Source organism: Rhodomicrobium sp. Az07 (assembly GCF_018619475.1).
GTDB lineage: Bacteria > Pseudomonadota > Alphaproteobacteria > Rhizobiales > Rhodomicrobiaceae > Rhodomicrobium.
In genome coordinates, this window is sequence record NZ_JAHFZG010000002.1 from 146,129 (window position 1) to 163,302 (window position 17,174).

Annotated in this window: 16 protein-coding genes, 1 tRNA gene and 1 riboswitch; of the genes, 4 read left to right on the plus strand and 13 right to left on the minus strand. The window is 62.2% G+C overall.

The annotated features are described in order from the left end of the window. Window positions 1-11 precede the first annotated feature (11 nt). Window positions 12-497 carry a copper chaperone PCu(A)C gene (locus KKP04_RS02245; protein ID WP_215026028.1) on the minus strand — a complete coding sequence of 162 codons (486 nt, stop codon included), beginning with the start codon at window positions 495-497 and terminating at the stop codon, window positions 12-14. A 221-nt stretch (window positions 498-718) separates the two neighbouring features. Between KKP04_RS02245 and KKP04_RS02250 the strand changes: the two genes are divergently transcribed. Beyond that, window positions 719-3,001 carry an NADP-dependent malic enzyme gene (locus KKP04_RS02250; protein WP_215026031.1) on the plus strand — a complete coding sequence of 761 codons (2,283 nt, stop codon included), beginning with the start codon at window positions 719-721 and terminating at the stop codon, window positions 2,999-3,001. A gap of 7 nt (window positions 3,002-3,008) precedes the next feature. Here the strand turns inward: KKP04_RS02250 and KKP04_RS02255 are convergent, their stop codons facing one another. The 5 genes from KKP04_RS02255 to KKP04_RS02275 form a co-directional block, all read right to left on the minus strand. After that, the gene (locus KKP04_RS02255) at window positions 3,009-3,287 is read right to left on the minus strand and encodes a hypothetical protein (RefSeq protein WP_215026034.1); all 279 of its coding nucleotides are present in this window, start codon (window positions 3,285-3,287) and stop codon (window positions 3,009-3,011) included. 175 nt (window positions 3,288-3,462) lie between these two features. Beyond that, entirely contained in the window at window positions 3,463-4,443 is a 981-nt protein-coding gene (locus tag KKP04_RS02260) for a DUF5996 family protein (protein ID WP_215026037.1), read from the minus strand. Between the two features lie 311 nt (window positions 4,444-4,754). After that, a complete protein-coding gene (locus KKP04_RS02265) occupies window positions 4,755-6,035 on the minus strand; it encodes a L,D-transpeptidase family protein (protein ID WP_251133848.1) in 1,281 nt (426 codons plus the stop codon). A 343-nt stretch (window positions 6,036-6,378) separates the two neighbouring features. Next, window positions 6,379-6,876 carry a MarR family winged helix-turn-helix transcriptional regulator gene (locus KKP04_RS02270; RefSeq protein ID WP_013418885.1) on the minus strand — a complete coding sequence of 166 codons (498 nt, stop codon included), beginning with the start codon at window positions 6,874-6,876 and terminating at the stop codon, window positions 6,379-6,381. A 362-nt stretch (window positions 6,877-7,238) separates the two neighbouring features. Further along, window positions 7,239-7,313, minus strand: a tRNA-Glu gene (locus tag KKP04_RS02275). Between the two features lie 308 nt (window positions 7,314-7,621). Beyond that, window positions 7,622-7,698: riboswitch (SAM riboswitch) on the plus strand. Between the two features lie 40 nt (window positions 7,699-7,738). Here KKP04_RS02275 and metZ point away from each other — a divergent pair. Beyond that, the gene (gene metZ, locus KKP04_RS02280) at window positions 7,739-8,932 is read left to right on the plus strand and encodes an O-succinylhomoserine sulfhydrylase (RefSeq protein ID WP_215026043.1); all 1,194 of its coding nucleotides are present in this window, start codon (window positions 7,739-7,741) and stop codon (window positions 8,930-8,932) included. Between the two features lie 44 nt (window positions 8,933-8,976). Here the strand turns inward: metZ and KKP04_RS02285 are convergent, their stop codons facing one another. From KKP04_RS02285 to KKP04_RS02300, 4 genes are all read right to left on the minus strand, one after another. Beyond that, a complete protein-coding gene (locus KKP04_RS02285) occupies window positions 8,977-9,366 on the minus strand; it encodes a PRC-barrel domain-containing protein (protein WP_215026046.1) in 390 nt (129 codons plus the stop codon). Between the two features lie 165 nt (window positions 9,367-9,531). Then, window positions 9,532-9,846 (minus strand): hypothetical protein, encoded by a 315-nt coding sequence (locus tag KKP04_RS02290; protein ID WP_215026049.1) that lies wholly within the window; start codon window positions 9,844-9,846, stop codon window positions 9,532-9,534. 166 nt (window positions 9,847-10,012) lie between these two features. Further along, window positions 10,013-10,183 (minus strand): hypothetical protein, encoded by a 171-nt coding sequence (locus KKP04_RS02295; protein WP_215026052.1) that lies wholly within the window; start codon window positions 10,181-10,183, stop codon window positions 10,013-10,015. Window positions 10,184-10,419: 236 nt separating this feature from the next. Further along, window positions 10,420-11,349 carry an alpha/beta hydrolase gene (locus KKP04_RS02300; protein ID WP_215026055.1) on the minus strand — a complete coding sequence of 310 codons (930 nt, stop codon included), beginning with the start codon at window positions 11,347-11,349 and terminating at the stop codon, window positions 10,420-10,422. 275 nt (window positions 11,350-11,624) lie between these two features. On the opposite strand from KKP04_RS02300, the gene bcsS reads away from it, so the two are divergent. After that, window positions 11,625-12,422, plus strand: coding sequence for a cellulose biosynthesis protein BcsS (gene bcsS, locus KKP04_RS02305; RefSeq protein ID WP_215026058.1), 798 nt, complete (start codon window positions 11,625-11,627; stop codon window positions 12,420-12,422). Window positions 12,423-12,481: 59 nt separating this feature from the next. Here bcsS and KKP04_RS02310 read toward each other — a convergent pair whose 3' ends face one another. Further along, window positions 12,482-14,254 (minus strand): hypothetical protein, encoded by a 1,773-nt coding sequence (locus KKP04_RS02310; RefSeq protein ID WP_215026061.1) that lies wholly within the window; start codon window positions 14,252-14,254, stop codon window positions 12,482-12,484. Window positions 14,255-14,366: 112 nt separating this feature from the next. Here KKP04_RS02310 and KKP04_RS02315 point away from each other — a divergent pair, with 112 nt between their 5' ends. Further along, complete coding sequence (locus tag KKP04_RS02315) at window positions 14,367-16,325, plus strand: acetoacetate--CoA ligase (protein WP_215026064.1); 1,959 nt, start codon at window positions 14,367-14,369, stop codon at window positions 16,323-16,325. A 9-nt stretch (window positions 16,326-16,334) separates the two neighbouring features. On the opposite strand, the gene KKP04_RS02320 is transcribed toward KKP04_RS02315, so the two are convergent. Both KKP04_RS02320 and KKP04_RS02325 read right to left on the minus strand, forming a co-directional pair. After that, the gene (locus KKP04_RS02320; protein ID WP_215026066.1) at window positions 16,335-16,763 is read right to left on the minus strand and encodes a hypothetical protein; all 429 of its coding nucleotides are present in this window, start codon (window positions 16,761-16,763) and stop codon (window positions 16,335-16,337) included. After that, window positions 16,764-17,090 carry a hypothetical protein gene (locus KKP04_RS02325; RefSeq protein ID WP_215026069.1) on the minus strand — a complete coding sequence of 109 codons (327 nt, stop codon included), beginning with the start codon at window positions 17,088-17,090 and terminating at the stop codon, window positions 16,764-16,766. It abuts the gene before it with no gap. Window positions 17,091-17,174: the final 84 nt, after the last annotated feature.

Below are 17,174 nucleotides of genomic sequence, written 5' to 3' on the forward strand. Positions count from 1 at the left end.
CAGGGTGGCGCTTAATGGTGGTGAACGCCTTGCCCGGTAACGGCGGCGGGTTTTTCTGACGGCCCGCGCGTTACTTGCAACTCGATGGGAATGTCTCCAGCCGTCTCGAAGGAGAGCGTAAGCGGGAACGGCTTGCCTTCCTCCAGTTTCGTTTTGAGGCCGACGAGCATGATGTGCTTTTCGCCCGGCTTCAAACCCGTCAACGTACCGGGCTGAAGCGCGATGCTGCCGATGGGGCGCATTGCAATAACGCCGTCATCCGCGACGGTTTCGTGAAGCTCGACCCTCTCGGCAAGCGCGCTCGACGCGCCGATGAGGCGGTCAACCGCCCCGGTGTTGTTGGTGAGCGACACATAGACTGCGGCGTTTCCGGCAGCGTCAGGCGTGGGACGCGCCCAGGGATGAATGATCGCGATGTCCTTGTTCGCGTAAATATGCGCGTTGGCGGCGACCCCGCCGACTGAAACGAACATGGCGGCGGCGATAAGACGGTTCATGTCGACCTCTGGCATGTGTTCCGTAGCTGAGACGTGAAGTTAAGACCGCCTTAACGAAATGCAAGACCAATGTCGGGGAGGGCGAGGGCGCTGTGAGCGACCTTTTCGCCCGTCTCCCGCATGGCTGATAGTCGCCCGGTGGCGTAGCGCAAGCGTGCATTGAACCGCTAACGCGAATGGCCTAGCTGTTGGGGCGACAAACCCGCAGGAGAACGGCCCCGATGGCGAAGGATTTCAAGCAGAGCGCGATCGAATATCACGAGAGCGACCCGCCGGGAAAACTCGCCGTCACGCCGACGAAGCCGCTGTCCACACAGCGCGACCTGTCGCTCGCCTATTCGCCGGGTGTGGCGTTCGCCTGCGACGAGATCGTGGCCGACCCGGCGGCGGCGGCGCGCCTCACCGCGCGCGCCAACCTGATCGGCGTCATCACCAACGGCACGGCGGTGCTCGGCCTCGGCAATATCGGCCCGCTCGCCTCCAAGCCCGTGATGGAAGGCAAGGCGGTGCTGTTCAAGAAATTTGCCGGCATCGACGTGTTCGACATCGAGGTCGACGCGACGGACCCGGACCGCTTCGTCGACGCGGTGGCGGCGCTTGAGCCGACCTTCGGCGCGATCAATCTTGAGGACATCAAGGCGCCCGAATGCTTCGAGATCGAGCAGAAGCTTCGCGAGCGGATGAAAATCCCGGTGATGCACGACGATCAGCACGGCACGGCCATCGTGGTCGCCGCCGCGATCCTGAACGGGCTGAAGCTCGTCGGCAAGGACATCGGCAGCGTGCGGCTTGCGTGCTGCGGCGGTGGGGCGGCGGCGCTCGCCTGCCTTAACCTGCTCGTGAGCCTCGGCCTCAAGCGCGAGAACGTCTTCGTCTCGGACCGGGTCGGCGTGGTCTACGAAGGCCGCACGGAGGAGATGAACCCCTACCTCGCGCGTTATGCGCAGCCGACGGAGTTCCGCAAGCTCGCCGAAACCATGGCGGGCGCCGACATCTTCCTCGGCCTTTCCGCACCGCGCGTCGTCTCCGCCGAGATGGTGAAGACCATGGCGGAGCGCCCGATCATCATGGCGCTCGCGAACCCGACGCCCGAGATCATGCCGGACGAGGTGAAAGCCGTGCGCCCGGACGCGATCATCGCGACGGGCCGCTCGGACTTTCCGAACCAGGTCAACAACGTCCTGTGCTTCCCCTTCCTGTTCCGTGGCGCGCTCGACGCGGGCGCGATCGAGATCAACGAGGCGATGAAGAAAGCCTGCGCCATGGCTATCGCCGACCTCGCGCAGGCCGAGGCGCACGACATTGTGCTGACGGCCTACGGTGCGGAGAGCTTCCATTTCGGGCCGGATTACATCATCCCGAAGCCGTTCGACCCGCGCCTCATCACGCGGCTCGCGCCCGCCGTCGCCCTCGCGGCGATGGAGTCGGGTGTTGCCACGCGCCCCATCGCCGATTTCGCCGCCTACCGCGAAAAGCTCGTCCGCTTCGTGTTCCGCTCGGGCCTCGTCATGAAGCCCGTGTTCGAGGCCGCGAAACGCGCACCGAAGCGCGTCATTTTCGCGGAGGGGGACCGCGTCAAGGTGCTTCAGGCGGCGTATCAGGTGCTCTCGGAGGGTATCGCGCAGCCGATCCTCGTCGGCAGCCGCAAGTTCATGGAAGAACGCTTGCGCGATCTGGCCTTGCCGATGAAGCCCGGCGTCGATTTCCAGGTGTTCGATCCGACCGAAGATGCCAGCGTCGACGATCTCGCCGCCGACTATCACCGCCTGACCGACCGCAAGGGCATCACCCGCTCGGATGCGCGCGTCGCGGCGCGGCGGCAGAACACCGTGATCGCCGCGATGTTGCTGAAGCGCGGCGAAGCGGACGCGATGATCTGCGGTACGACCGGCCGCTTCGACCGGCATCTGAAGGACATTTCCGACATCATCGGCTTGCGCGCGGGCGTGAAGAATTTCGCCGCGCTGAACGCGCTCGTGCTCGAGTCGGGCACGTTCTTCGTCGCCGATACGCAGGTGAACTACGACCCGACCGCCGAGGAGGTGGCCGAAGCCGCCGCCCTTTCGGCCCGGCAGGTCGCCCGCTTCGGCCTGACGCCGAAACTCGCTTTCCTGTCGCACTCGAATTTCGGCAGCGGCAACACACCGAGCGCGAAGAAGATGCGCGAGGCGCTGCAACTGTTCTGGGAACGGGAGCCCGGCGTGGAAGCCGAGGGCGAAATGCATTCGGATATGGCGCTGGCGGAAGGCGTGCGCCGCGAGCTTTTCCCCTATTCGAAGCTCGAAGGCGAGGCGAACGTGCTCATCATGCCGTCGCTTGATGCGGCCAACATCGCCTATAACGCGATCAAGGTGCTGGGCTCGGCCATTTCCATCGGCCCGATCCTGCTTGGCGCCGCGATGCCCGCCCATATCGTGACGCCGTCCGCGACCGTGCGCGGCCTTGTGAACATGACGGCGGTGGCTGTGGTCGGCGCGGGCGAAAGCCGGGAGGCCGAACAATAGAGTCCGGTTAGCGCCTTTCGGGACTTTTTTCCTTTTGCCGGGACGCCCTTCTGTCTTCCCGCTCGGCTTCCTCGCGTTGCTTGTTCGCGGGCTTGACTCCGAGGAGTTCGTCGACATCGATCACGCCGCCGCGTTCCGGATTAGGCTCCGTCAGCCCGTTCGGTTCGCGCTCGATTCGCAGCGGCTGACCGTCGTTGATGCGGCCCCGCTCCTGAGCGACCGCGCCGTCCGCGAAAGCCGCCATCGTCAAACCCAGCCCTATGCATCGCATGTATTTCCGGTCCATGTCGCCCTCCGGCTTCGAGTTGAGCGCGGCGCGTTGGCCTGCCTCGGCGTGGAGACCGAGGCGGGACGAGCAGTGCTCGGGGGGATGCTAATGTCCGGATGTTTAGGAAGGTCTGCGTTTATGCTCTCTATTTTATGGGATTGAATTGCTGGCGATCCACGCTCAGTGTCTTCGGTCAGGCCGACCAACTGCGGCGTCCATCGAGCGGACGCGGCACGCCCGGTCGCCCCAGCGGGCATTCGAGCGCATCGCGGTCCCATCCGCCTGTTGTTGCTGCCGCGTCGTAGGTGCTCTGCAGAAAGGCGATCAGCCTGGAGTCCGGATCGCGGGCCCTCCTCACCGCGTCGTATGGCAGCAGGAATTCGCCGAGCGCGTCGCTGAAAAAGGCGGCGTCAGGCTCAACCGGCTGCCGCTTGAAATCGCTCGGCGTCGGATAGGCGTAGGAGTAGAAGGCGGGGTAATCGATGCCGTTGCCGCCCGGCCAGAAGCCCGCGCTCGACACTTCGTGCGAATAGGCTTCGCGGGTCACTTCGTCGGCGACGCCCGGCACGCCCCCCGGATGCGGCGGCGCGCGCCGCCCGGAAAATCGCGTCACCGCGAGGTCGAAGCTGCCCCAGAAGAAATGCACGGGGCTGCACTTGCCGATGAACCCGGTGCGGAAAAGCTTGAACACGCGGTCGACCTGCACGAGCGCGCGCCAGAAACGCTGCGCGGCGTCGCGGTCGTAGGCGCGGTGGATCCGGTCCTCGCGAAAGGGAATGGCGTTCTGAATTTCCGATGGGATCTCGTAGATGTTCACCGCGATGTTGAGGCTGCCCAGCGTCTCCATGAGCCGCGCCTGAAAGTCGGCGACCGTTTGCGGTTCGAGCTTGAGTTCGCGGCGGCTGCCTTCGCTCGTCGCGATGGTCAGGAGGTGGTCCTGAAAGTCGAAGGCGATGTCGAAGGTTCGCGCGCCGTAGGGGATCGGCGAGGTGTCGAGCCCGCGCGACGTGACGTAAAGCGGCACATGCCATGAATGGTTGAGCCACGGCGTGAGCGCGAGCCGCACCTTGCCGACGATCTGCATCCACAGTTGCAGCGTTTCGGCCGTGTCCTTCCATGCGGGATAGGGGATGTCGGGCCAGTCGCGCGAGGTCGATGCCGAGGGCGTGTCCATCCGTCTCTCCTGGGGTGCTTTGGATCGGTCGCGGCCCGCAAGTCGAAGCTGCGTCCTTGGGGCGAAGGCCGCCGCACCGGGCGCCCATTTCGCGCTGGCCGCGCAGAGTCATACAAACGAGACGCGATCTTGTGCCCGCATCCAGCTAAAAAAGGCGGCGAAGGCGGCGCAACTGCCTCAGGCTTGATCGACGCTCGCGAACAAAGGCCCGGCCGCTCGAATTGACAAGGGCTCACGACGCGGAAATGAAAACGCCGGACAGGTGCCCGGCGTTTCAATTGGGTAAAGCCTTCGGCCCGCGAACAACGAATCTAGTAAGCCGAGGCAATCGCCTCCACGCCGTCCTTGCGGTAGATGTCGCGACGGAACTGAACGGTTCCGTCGGGCGTGGCCCAGGCGGTGATATAGGTCCAGTACAGCGGCACGCGCTTCTTGAGCCGTACGAACAGGCGTTCGCCCGACTGCTTCATGCGCAGCACCTGCTGCACCGACCAGCCGTTGTCTTCAAGCAGCCACGCAACGAGTTGATGAATGTTCTGCACGCGGATGCAGCCCGAGCTGTCCGCGCGGAAGCTCCTCTGGAAGACGCTCTGGCCGGGCGTGTCGTGCATGTAGACGCCCTGCGGACTTGCGAAATTGATCTTCGCGAAACCGAGCGGGTTCTCGTCGCCGGGCGCTTGCACATAGAAATAGCGGAGCGGTGCGTCCGACGACCAGTCGATCTTAGAGGCGTCGAGCTTCTTGCCCTTCTGATAGTCCTCGTGGGTCGCATAAGCGTCGATCTTGTACTTCGCGAGCACATCCAGACCGTCGCGGCCCTTCGGAACGAGGTCGTATTTCAACACGGTGGGCGGCACCACCCATTCCTTGTTGAAATTTATTTCCTCGATCGCCGAGTTCAAGAGCGGCGACGGCCGGTCCGGCTTGCCCACGACGCCCGCATGGCGGGAAACCACGTAATTGTTGTTCACAGCCTCGATCTGCGCCGCCGGGATGTTCACGATCACATATTTTCCGGCGGGCGTATTTGGCACCAACCCTTGCAGGCGCGCGAGGTTGGTCCGAAGTTGACGAAGTCGCGCACTGGCGGGAACGTTGAGCGCGTCGATTGTCGTCTGGTCGAGGAACCCCGTCGGCGGAATTCCGTGACGGGTTTGCGCGCGTTTGACCGCCTGCTCGACATAGGAATCGAAGACCTCCGGATAGCCGCCATAGGCCTGAAGATCGCCGGCCACCTGCAAACGCGTGCGAAGCTGGACGACGGCGGGGTGGCTCATTCCGGTACGAAGTTCGATGGGCGGAAGCTGCGGCCAGCCGCCACGCGCCACGATCTCGGCATATTGCTTGATCGCGATCCTGGTGGTAGCGAGATTTTCCTTGGCTAGGGTCGGAAACCCGCGTTCGGGCTGCGTTTCCCATTCGCGCTGAAAGGCGCGGTCGCGCAAGGGCTGCTCCCAGGAATCGTCCGACTGGTCGAAGCCGAGCCAATCGTCGATCGAGCTTCCCCTGCGCTGGGCGTCCGCATCGCAAGATCCAACGACAACCATGAAGGCGGCCGCAAGGAATGCAGCCACTACCCTCGGTTTCATCATCCCCATCCCGTCTCCAGCACTCAAATATGACAGCAACCGCAACGCGATCTGCCGTTAACCCTGATGCGGTACGTGCCACCGAATTATGTCTATAACGCGGTTCCCGGCGCGCCAAAATCGACGAAACGCCCGCACCGCGTGCTCGGTGCTGAACGCTGTCCCTCGAATTAGCGCAGTAGCGTCCGTCATCGCAACGGTCGGATCTGCACCCTGTCATCGTTTCGGGAACTTCTGCCGACCGGTGTGTCGGAAAGGTGCCTTCGAGCCGATGCCGAGTCGGATGAGAACGTTCGCGCCAAGGCGAAACTCGCCGGTCGATCCGGGCGGCGGGAAGCTCCAGCGATCAAAGCTGGTAACGGATCTGGTCGCCCCAGAAGCGCTCAAGCTTCACCGATATCTGATTGAAGTGCTTGAGGTCCGGAACGGAAACGCCGCCGACCTTTTCGAGCATGTTCAGCTGCCGTTCGAGCAGCCGGTTGACCATTTCGGAGATGGCCTTGCCCTTGTCCGTCAGCTTTACGCGCACCGAGCGCTTGTCCGTGCGCGAGCGCTGGTGATGGATGTAGCCGCTTTCGACGAGCTTCTTGAGGTTATAGGAGACGTTCGAGCCGAGATAGAGACCGCGCGTCTTCAGTTCGCCGGCGGTGAGTTCGACGTCGCCGATGTTGAAAAGCAGGAGCGCCTGAACGCTGTTGACGTCGGTCCGTCCGACGCGTTCGAACTCGTCCTTGATCAGGTCGAGGAGAAGCCGGTGCAGGCGCTCGATCATGCGGAGCGTCACCAGATAATTGGATTTCAACGACTGGTCGTCCGGCTGGACGCGTACGAAATCGGCGATCATTGGCCAACCATCCTGAGTTGTATAGAAGCCTCGTTCGCAACTTAGAGGCGATCTGTAAAAATCACCTTAATTGTAGCAACTTTTACGAGAAATATTGCAAGCCAATGCAATCGGAAGGGTATACAACCGGTTTGCTATCCGGGTTGAATTTGAAGTAATTTGAAGGAGTCCTGCGGGGGAACGCGGTTTCGGGCGCACAGCCGCGCTTCGCCTTGGAACAGGGGTGGCGGCGACGGCTCGTGCTTGCGGGCCGAACTGGCTGTCACGATCGAGCTCGCGGCAAGCGGAGCCTGGAGAACATTGTCCTAGCCGCTGTTCCACTGGGAAGAGAGGGCAACAAAATCAATGACTTGGGAGAGTGTTGGCGCCCCGTAGGAGAATCGAACTCCTGTTTCAGCCGTGAGAGGGCCGCGTCCTGACCGCTAGACGAACGGGGCGAGCGAGGCATCACATTAGGATGCGCCGCGCGATCGATCAAGCGCAAACCGAGAGCGCGCGTACCAAAATTCAGCGGGCGCCGATCGCTGGCCATCTTGTTGCCCTCGCGCGTCACCGCGAGCAGGGCCGGTTAGCGCGACGGTCGAACAGCGCGAAGCGCTGGGTCTGGGCCTGCGATGCGATTGATGAAATTTTTCCCCAATCCGTGGGGGAAACGCGCCTGCCTTTTCCAGATGCGCGCTTTCATCAGGCCGGGCATATTTCTTCGGCGGTTGCTCTTGACGGGAAGCGCACGCGGGTTTTAGCTGCCCTCGAACGTGGTCCTTTGCCGGCCGGCTTGCAGCCACGCTAAACATATTGCTAAAAGGCCGCTCGCCCTCTCTCCTGAAGGCTTACGGCATTTAGCGCCCATGAGAGAGTGACAATGTCCGACCAACCGGGCCTTGACGGCCTTCATCCCGATACGCTTCTCGTCCATTCCGGCACGCTGCGCTCGCCCCATGGCGAGACGTCCGAAGCGTTGTATCTGAACTCCGGCTTTACCTATGAAAGCGCCGCCGAGGCCGAAGCCCGCTTCAAGGGCGAAGCCGAAGGCTATGTCTACAGCCGCTACGGCAACCCGACCGTCGCCATGTTCGAGACGCGCATCGCCGCCCTCGAAGGCGCCGAAGCGGCGCGCGGCACGGCGACGGGCATGGCTGCGGTCTTCGCTTCGCTCGCTTCCTGTCTCAAGGCAGGCGATCATGTCATCGGCGCGAAGGCCGTCTTCGGCGCGAGCCGCGCCATCATCGAGGACATCCTTCCGCGCTTCGGCATCGAATCGACCGTGGTCGATGGCCGCGACCTCGACGCCTGGCGCGCCGCCGTCCGGCCGAACACGCGCGTGCTTTTCTGCGAAAGCCCGGCGAACCCCACGCTCGACCTCGTCGACCTCGAAGGCGTGGCGGGGATCGCGCACGACGCGGGCGCCATCCTCATGGTGGACAACGTCTTCGCGACTCCGCTTCTGCAACGGCCTCTCAAGCTCGGCGCCGACGTCGTGATCTATTCGGCGACGAAGCACATCGACGGGCAGGGGCGCTGTCTCGGCGGCGTCATCCTTTCGACGACAAAATTCATCGAGGAGCATGTGCAGGGCTTCCTGCGTCAGACCGGCCCGACGCTCTCCGCGTTCAACGCCTGGGTTATGCTGAAGGGCCTCGAAACGCTGACCGTTCGGGTTGAGCGTGAAAGCGCCAGCGCGGCGAAGATCGCCGATTTTCTCTGCGGCGAGCGTAAAATCGCCCGCGTGATGTATCCGGGCCGCGCGGATCACCCGCAGGCAGCGCTCGCGAAACGGCAGATGGCGTCGGGCGGGCCGCTCGTGGCCTTCTCGCTCGACGGCGACAAGGACGCCACGTTCCGGTTCATGGATGCGCTGCGCGTAATCAAGATCTCGAACAATCTCGGCGATGCGAAATCGTTGATCGCGCATCCGGCCACGACCACGCATCAGAAATTGTCAGACGAGGCGAAGGCGGAGCTTGGCATCACGCCGGGAACGCTTCGGCTTTCGGTCGGGCTTGAGCACGCGGGCGATCTTGTCGCCGACATCGCGCAGGCGCTGGCCAAGGTCTGATCACCTCATGAAAGACCGGAGCCGCTGGCTCCGGCTTTTAGGTGTCAGCGATTGATCGACGGGTTCGACCAATAGGGCTGTACTGTGTAATGCTCGTGCGTTCGGCTTTCCCAATCCGTGCTCGCGAAGCTGTCGTCGTCGAGCGGCGGCGAATTCTCAAGCTGCTCCTTTGTGATATTCGTGCGAAAAGCGTCGAGATCCTCGTCGTAGCTGAGAGCCGACCACGGTATCGGACGCTCGCTCCGCCCGATCCCAAGGAAGCCGCCGAAATCGACCACGGCGTAGGCCACGCGCCCGCCCACGCAATCGATCATGATCTCCTCGATCGTGCCGATTCGCTCATCGCCGCTGCCGTAGACATAAGCGCCTTCCACGTCGTCGCTTGAAATCAGTTTCCGGCCCGGGGTTATGCTGTCCGTTCGGTCTGTTGACATGATGTTCGATCCTCCTTCGCGCGAAACAAGGGTCCGGCGGTCTCGTTCCCTGCGGACCATCGGTCCCTCACGGAATCCTTGAGCGCGTGTGTCTGTTCGGCTGAACGCGCGTTTCTTGCAACAGCGAAGACACAAAAAGGCTCTCCCCGTTTCGATACAATAATTTCAATCGCCGACGATTTCGGGCGGCGGCTTTCGATAGCCCGCCAGAAAGAAAAGCGTCCCCGCGACGCCGAAAAGCAGGAAAATCGGCAGCACAAGCAGCGGCTCGATCACACCGGTCCAGAGGTAAGAGGGTGCGTTGTCGAGAAAGAACTGCTGCACCGCATCGTGTCCATGGGGCGCGCGATCGAGTTGAGCCGAGAGCGATGTGAACGGCAGGCTGCGTCCCGGACTTCCGACAAGGCGGATGCCGTCATAGACCAGCGCCACGAAGGCGCCGAGCAAGAGCGTCAAACCCGAGGCTCGCAAAAACAGCATCGCTTCCAATCCCAGCCTTCGCCCAGATTTTCTAATGCCGACAGCCAGCAGACGCAAGCGGATCGCTCATTTACAGGTGCAAAGAGACGTTGCGGCAGTCCTGCCGCCGCGGCATTTTGCGTGCGCCTCCCACTCTCGCTCTGCGACTATCAAGTATGTGTCTCGTTCAGTTGACTGGGGGTGTCGGGGCGACGGCAAGCTTCAACGCCAGCCACTCATAAGCCTGCGCCACATCTTCAAGCGCGTTCTTCAGCCAGATCTCTTCGAGCGCATCGGCCTGTTCGCGCGTCTGCTTTGCGAGGCGAATGAGGGTGTCGGGCGAGTGTTCATTCGACATGGTCGTCATCCTCCGAATGGAACCGGCAAGGTGAACCCATCTTCGGCCGCCACAAAGCGCGACGTGAATAAATCATTAATAACCGGCCGAAACATGACTGAAGCGCAGTTCTGCTCTCGCCGTGGCACTCCGCAAAAGCCAACTTTCATAGCTTTTGGCCGCTATGCGCCCCTTGCGAGCGGGGTGCCTGAACTTGCCGTGCTCGCCGTCGCGGTCTTCCTGCCACCCCTCCCGAACTAATGCCGCGCGAGAAAAGCCTCGATCGCGCGCGCCGTCTCCGCCGGCTTCTCTTCCTGCGGCATGTGCCCGCATTTCGAGAACATCACGAGTTCCGCTGTCGGAATGTCGGCCTTCAGCCGCTGCCCGAACACCGACGGAACGACCTTGTCTTCCTGACACCAGACGACAAGCGTAGGTACGCGAATCGTCCGATAGCTCAACGCGATTTCGTCGATATTCGGCGGCATGATCTGCTCGACCGTTTTCACAAGCGCGTGCTTGGCGGCGGGTGAATGAAGCGGGCTGGCATATTCCGTAATGGCGCGCTCGGTGATCTTCTCGTGGTCGTAGTAGGCGAGCTTCAGCCCCTGCGCGGACTGCACCTCCGGCGGAACGAGCGCCATGCCTACCTCGGCGAGGCCCGGCACCTGAAGCATCCTGAAGAAGATCGGCAGCGGCTGCTTGTAGGCGACGCTGTCGACGAGCACGATATTTCTGATGCGCGAGCGAAGCACGCCTTTCGCCCTAAGCGCGAGCGCCAGCGTGACGCCGCCGCCGAAGGAATGACCGACGATCGTCAGATCCTTGAGCTTCTCCTGCTCGATGAACGCCTGAATGACATCGGCCTGATCGAACACCGAATATTTGTCGTCGAGCGGCTTGTCGGAAGCCCCGAAGCCGCGCAGGTCGACCGCGATGACACGATTTTTCCGGGCGAGATGGGGCATGATGCCCTGCCAGGTGTAGCTCGATGTCGCGAAGCCGTGCAGCAGAAGGATCGGCTTGCCGCGTCCGCTCTCGGTCACGGCCAGGCGCAAGGGGCCCGTTGGCGTGCGCACGGTCTTGTAGACGACCGCCGCCGCTCCCTGTTGCGCAACCATCACGGGCGCACAGGCCGCGAGCGCCGCACAAAGCGCAAAGCCGAGCAGAAAAAGCCTGCGTCGCATCGATCCCCGCTCGCCGCGACCGAAACGCTTCGGAAGGGGCATTGTCCGTTGGAAGCCGCAAAGAAAAGGGAAATCGAGGCCATTTTCAGCCCCAGCAGCAGGAAATGGTCTCGGACGGAGCATTTGCCCGCCCCAGACGGCAACCGTCAAGATGAAAGCGGATGTGTGCCGGTTTCGCACTTGTGGCGAGATTTCTTAAACTTTTCGTAAAAAATGAATCGTCATTTCTGCATCCCGGCGCTAGCGTCAGGCGCAGTAAGCGTATGAGTTCCAGTATGTTGCGTTTTGTCCTGCGTTTCGCGCCGATTCTGGCGGCGGTGGCGGCTGCGTCGATGCCATGTCTTGCGGCGGGTGCCTCGCGTGGCCCCCGCTTCGAGAGCTACGTCACGGTCGATTATGCCGGGCGTTCGGCTGCGGTTGCGGAGTCCACCGTCTGGAGCCCTTTCAGCCCCGTCGACCGCAGGGGATTCCGGCTGAAGCTCGACGGCCTCGTCGGCGTCTCCGGCGAAACGGATGCGGGCGTCTTTTCCAACGATTTCTATGCCCAGCGCCTCGGCTCGGGCGGAAGCCTGTCGGCGGGTTATCAGGCCAATCGCGGGCCGGTGTGGGTCAAGGCGTATGTGGGCGCGGCCTACGCGACGAGAGCGGATCGTCTGAGCGACGACGGCCATGTCGCCTGGGACGCGGACAAGCTCGAACAGAGCATGCAATTCGGTGCAATTGCCTCGATCGACGTCTGGTGGCGCTTGGCAGACCGGATATGGACGTCCGCGAACGCATCCTATTCGCAGGTCGCCAACACGGCCTCGCTCTATGGGCGCGCCGCCTATGAAATCCACCGCGATGAAGCAATCTGCCTGTCCCTCGGCGTGGAAGGCTCCTTTTCGAGCTACAAGGAAAACTTCAGCGAAGGGAACAGGGCGGGCAAGAACGAGACCTACGCCAAGGCGGGTGCGCTTCTCAACATGCGCTATGGCGCAAACGACATCTCGCTTTCGGGTGGTGGCGCGTCAGCCAGCGAGAACGAGGATTATCGAGCCTACGCAACCGTGAGTTTCGGCCGCAAATTCTGATGCGTCGGCGAGGGCGCAGACGAGCGCTCGCGTTGCTCTCCGGCACGGCGGACGCGCACTCAGTTGGACAGGCTGGGCTCGTTCGGCGAAAGGACGGGCGCTTCTGCCGTGCCCGAGAGCACGAGCTTTGTGGAAAACGAAGCCGCGACGCCGCTTTTTGACCCGCCGCCGCTTGCCGAGGCGGCCTGTTCATCGCGGCGGGTGGCCAACGTGCCGCTCACGGCCGCGTCGGGCAGCGCGATCCTGAGTTTGCCTTCGATGCTCTGACCCTTGTGGCGCCCCTGGACGTCGAGATCGACGCCGCCACCGCTCAACTTCCCATCGATGCGCGCCGCTGCAAAAGGAAAGCGCTCGCTACCGCCCGCCGGAACGTCGGACCCTGCGACCGCCGCGCCGAGCGTGCGTCCGGCCACACCATCGACCGATCCGCCAAGCGGAAAGAGAAGCGCGAAACTTCCCGATGCCGCGCCCGTCTCCAGCGGCGCGCCCTGCCCGCCTAATGGAAAGTTCAGCCCAAGCCGCACGGTTGCGGGCCCTCGAACCGAGAGCGGCAATTGCAGCGCGGTCGCGAGCGCGCCCGCGTCGAGCCTTTTGGCGGTGCCGGTAAGAAACATCGCGCCCGGCCGGGTCGGGTCGATTTCCACCCTCGCGACGGCATTGCCGCCGAAAAGTGCAAGCTCGGCGACATCGACGGAAAGATGCCCGCGCCTCGCCGTCACGGCCAAGGCGACCGGTCCGGCTTCGAATTCGCCAGCGCGCAGCCGATCCGCGGAGAGCCTTATATCGAGGTCGACCGCGCGCGCTGCGTTGGCGGCGGTGGAGGAAAAATCATCAGGCGAGCGATCCGGTTCGACCGCGTCCGGAGAAGCCGCGCCGGGCTCCCGCGCGGCGGTCAATATCGGCGTCACATCCAGCGTGTCGTAAGCGAGCGTCCCTTCGAGCCGGGCGCGGTCTCCCGAAACATCGAGCGCGAGCACGCCCGTCGCTGTCCTGGCCCCGAACGAGAAAGACGCATTATCCAACGACACACGCTCGCGCGACCAGGTGAGATCCCCTTTGAGAGCAAAGCCGCCCGCCGCCTCCCAGGGCGTCAGCGCGGAAAGGAGATGAGTGGCAAACGGATGGTCTCCCGTCGCCGCGAGCCGGAACTGGCCGGAAACGCTTTGCCCGTTGCGCTCGCCCCGAAAGGCGAGGTCGAAACCGGGCTTGCGAATGCCGAGCGCGAAGTCAGCGTCTCCCGAACGCCCCCGCCGCTTCAATCCGATGCGTTCGAAGGCGACGCGCCTGTAGGGGCCTAGCGCGCGGTCGGCGATATAAAAGACCGGATCGCGAAGTTCGATATCGGGAAGAGTGCTGCGTTCAACGAGCGTCAATGCGAGCCGCGCCGCAGCTAGCTCGTCGGTTGCGCGCCCGCCCTCATCGCGCCTCAGCACGAAGCGCGGCGATGACACGACAAACTTCCTGTATTCGAGATTGCCGAGCAGGAGAGACGGAAGGTTGACCACCGCCGTCACTGCTTCGGCATGGCCGCGCTGCACCGGATCGAGGCCGGGCGCATCGTGGAAGCGGACATCGCTCGCCTCGACCGAAAGCGTGGCGAAACTCGCGATGCGGAGCTGGCCTTCCAGCGTGACCTTGCCGCCGCTCCATGCCGACAACGCCTTCACGACGCTCTTGCGCGCGACATCGCCGTCGAGGAAGCGCGGAAGAGCCGCCGCGAAAAGGATCAGCACCAGCCCGGCGCACAGTGCCGCCGCCGCCAACATCTTCAAAACATATCGAACTTTTTGCGTAATCTGATACATCTTGAAGCAGGTGAGGAAAACAGCCACGCTGAAGCTTCATGCGTCCTAGCACAAGCTTCGCCGCTTCACCCTTACGGGTGAGGGTTATGGTTTAAAAACACTTTATGACGCTGGCGAGTCCTTGCATCGGAGACTGCACATGAAATTGCCGCCGCTTTGGTCCCCTGCGCAAAAGTCCGTGGAAAACTCACGTCTCGCACGCTTCATGGCGGAAGTGAACGAGGCTGGCGGCCTCGATCTTTGCACCTATGCGGACATCCACGCCTATTCCGTGCGCGAGACAGACGCTTTCTGGGCGCGGGCCTGGGACTTTCTGGGGCTCATCGGCGAGCGCGGCGACGGCCCGATCTTCGTACAAGGCGACAAATTCGAGACGTCGCGCTTCTTCGAGGGAGCGCGGCTCAATTTCGCGGAAAACCTGCTTCGCAAGGACGACGACACGCCCGCGCTCATTTTCCGCGGCGAAGACAAGGTGGCGCGCACGCTGTCGTGGGCCGAGCTTCACGCGGCGGTGTCGAGCGCGCAACAAGCCATGCGCGCGGCGGGGGTCGGCGAAGGCGACCGCGTGGCGGCGCTGATCCCGAACATGCCGGAAGCCATCGTCGCGCTTCTCGCCGCCTCAACGCTCGGCGCGATCTGGTCGAGCGCCTCGCCCGATTTCGGCGTGCAGGGCGTGCTCGACCGCTTCGGCCAGATCGAGCCGAAACTTTTCATCGCCTGCGACGGCTACTATTACGCGGGCAAGACGCTCTACACCGGCGACAAGGTGGCGGAAATCGTCGCCAGGATCCCGAGCATAGAACAGGCGTGGATCGTGCCCTATCTCGGACGCGCGGGCGATGTGGCGGCGGCGTGCCCGAAGGCGCGCGCCTGGGACGAGGTGCTTGCGGCGCATCCCGCGACGGACGTCGAATTCACCCGCCTGCCCTTCTCCCACCCGCTCTACATTCTCTATTCTTCCGGCACGACGGGCACGCCGAAATGTATCGTGCATTCGGCGGGCGGCGCGCTCATCCAGCAGATGAAGGAGCATCAGCTTCACTGCGACCTGCGCGAGGGCGACAAGCTCTTCTATTTCACCACCTGCGGGTGGATGATGTGGAACTGGCTCGTCGCGGGGCTGGCCAGCGGCGCGACGCTCGTCCTCTATGACGGCTCGCCGTTCCACCCCGACGGCAACGTGCTGTTCGACCTCGCGGACGAAGTCGGCATCGACATTTTCGGCACCTCGGCGAAGTACATCGACTCGCTGAAGAAGGCTGGGCTTCGTCCGCGCGACACGCACAGGCTTTCGAGCGTGCGCATGATTACCTCGACGGGCTCGCCGCTCGCACCTGAAAGCTTCGACTACGTCTACGACGCCATCAAGCCGGACGTGCATCTCGCCTCGATCTCGGGCGGCACCGACATCTGCGGCTGCTTCGTGCTCGGCAATCCGCTGTCGCCCGTGTGGCGCGGCGAAATTCAGGGGGCGGGCCTCGGCATGGCCGTCGACGTGTTCGACGACGCGGGAAGGCATCTCGATCACGGCAAGGGCGAACTCGTGTGCCTGAAGCCGTTCCCGTCGATCCCGGTCCATTTCTGGAACGATGCGGACGGCACGAAATACCACAACGCCTATTTCGACCGCTTCCCCGGCTTCTGGCACCATGGCGATTTCGCGGAGTGGACCGAGAATGGCGGCATCGTCATCCATGGCCGCTCCGACGCCACGCTCAACCCCGGCGGCGTGCGCATCGGCACAGCCGAGATCTACCGGCAGGTGGAGCAGCTTGAGGAAATCAAGGAAGCCATCGTCATCGGGCAGGACTGGGACAACGACGTGCGCGTCGTGCTGTTCGTTGTGCTGAAAGCGGGCGCGGTGCTGGACGAGGGGCTGAAGCAGAAAATCAAGGCGAAGATCCGCCACGGAGCGAGCCCGCGCCACGTGCCCGCCGTCATCGTGCAGGTGCCGGACATCCCGCGCACCAAATCGGGCAAGATCACCGAAATCGCCGTGCGCGACATCGTGCATGGCCGCGCGGTGAAGAACACCGAGGCGCTCGCGAACCCCGATGCGCTCGACCATTACCGCGACATCGGGGATTTGCAGAAGTAACGAGACGGCCTATGTGGGCCATATCTCCACATTGCGTGTCCTGCACACGTCAGAAAAATCGCGCACATTTAGTGTCGCCAAGTACTTAATCTTTATACTTGGATCCTCTATCATCAGTCTCAACAAGCAATCGACCATGCTCAAATGACGCCCGGCCTTTGAAGAACGAATCGAATGATCCAAAGCGGACTCTCTGTATCGAGCATCATCGAATATTTTAATTTTGCTAGACTTTATTTCTTGCTCAAATCGTCCAAGCGCATTCCTGTTTTTTACAAACTTTGTTCTGAGCGTTTCAAAAAGAACAGGCCAAGGCAATATGATCGTGTGGGAGCCGATGCGATCAAAGAGATCTTCAATCTCATCTCTCTCAAGAGAGGTATCTTTTGAATCACATAATGCCAACCAAATTCCAGTATCCACTAGAATATTTGGCATTTAAACCTCTTCGTCGACTATATCCGATGATGAATGACTATAACCTGTCCATGGAGCCGCCTTACGGCCACCGACAATGAATTTTCCTTTATTCTTGTTCGTTTCCCTGTCTCGATAAATGACATATACTCTCGCCCTTTTATCGAGTTTCACAACCTCAGAGAGTTCCTTTTTTAGCTCTTTCGTAAGAGAATCCGTAAACTCGAAGGTTAAAACAGCGAACGAATCTCCACATTCCTTGGCTTTCTTATCATCGAGCCAAGCGTAGAGATTCTCATAGTCGCCTTGAATTCCGAGATCGTACGAAATCCAAATAGTACTTTTCATCGCGGATTCCTCAAATCACTCTTTTCGAAACATAACACACCAGGGAGCAAAAGTCCCCGAGCGCAGGTGGCAATCCCCTTCCAA

Coding starts and splice junctions, on each gene's coding strand:
- KKP04_RS02290 (WP_215026049.1), bottom strand. CDS start 9,846: ATGCTGTTTTTGCGAGCCTCGGGTTTGACGCTCTTGCTCGGCGCCTTC.
- KKP04_RS02300 (WP_215026055.1), bottom strand. CDS start 11,349: ATGCGACGCAGGCTTTTTCTGCTCGGCTTTGCGCTTTGTGCGGCGCTC.
- KKP04_RS02260 (WP_215026037.1), bottom strand. CDS start 4,443: ATGGACACGCCCTCGGCATCGACCTCGCGCGACTGGCCCGACATCCCC.
- KKP04_RS02325 (WP_215026069.1), bottom strand. CDS start 17,090: ATGAAAAGTACTATTTGGATTTCGTACGATCTCGGAATTCAAGGCGAC.
- KKP04_RS02245 (WP_215026028.1), bottom strand. CDS start 497: ATGAACCGTCTTATCGCCGCCGCCATGTTCGTTTCAGTCGGCGGGGTC.
- KKP04_RS02285 (WP_215026046.1), bottom strand. CDS start 9,366: ATGTCAACAGACCGAACGGACAGCATAACCCCGGGCCGGAAACTGATT.
- bcsS (WP_215026058.1), top strand. CDS start 11,625: ATGTTGCGTTTTGTCCTGCGTTTCGCGCCGATTCTGGCGGCGGTGGCG.
- metZ (WP_215026043.1), top strand. CDS start 7,739: ATGTCCGACCAACCGGGCCTTGACGGCCTTCATCCCGATACGCTTCTC.
- KKP04_RS02295 (WP_215026052.1), bottom strand. CDS start 10,183: ATGTCGAATGAACACTCGCCCGACACCCTCATTCGCCTCGCAAAGCAG.
- KKP04_RS02255 (WP_215026034.1), bottom strand. CDS start 3,287: ATGGACCGGAAATACATGCGATGCATAGGGCTGGGTTTGACGATGGCG.
- KKP04_RS02250 (WP_215026031.1), top strand. CDS start 719: ATGGCGAAGGATTTCAAGCAGAGCGCGATCGAATATCACGAGAGCGAC.
- KKP04_RS02270 (WP_013418885.1), bottom strand. CDS start 6,876: ATGATCGCCGATTTCGTACGCGTCCAGCCGGACGACCAGTCGTTGAAA.
- KKP04_RS02265 (WP_251133848.1), bottom strand. CDS start 6,035: ATGATGAAACCGAGGGTAGTGGCTGCATTCCTTGCGGCCGCCTTCATG.
- KKP04_RS02315 (WP_215026064.1), top strand. CDS start 14,367: ATGAAATTGCCGCCGCTTTGGTCCCCTGCGCAAAAGTCCGTGGAAAAC.
- KKP04_RS02320 (WP_215026066.1), bottom strand. CDS start 16,763: ATGCCAAATATTCTAGTGGATACTGGAATTTGGTTGGCATTATGTGAT.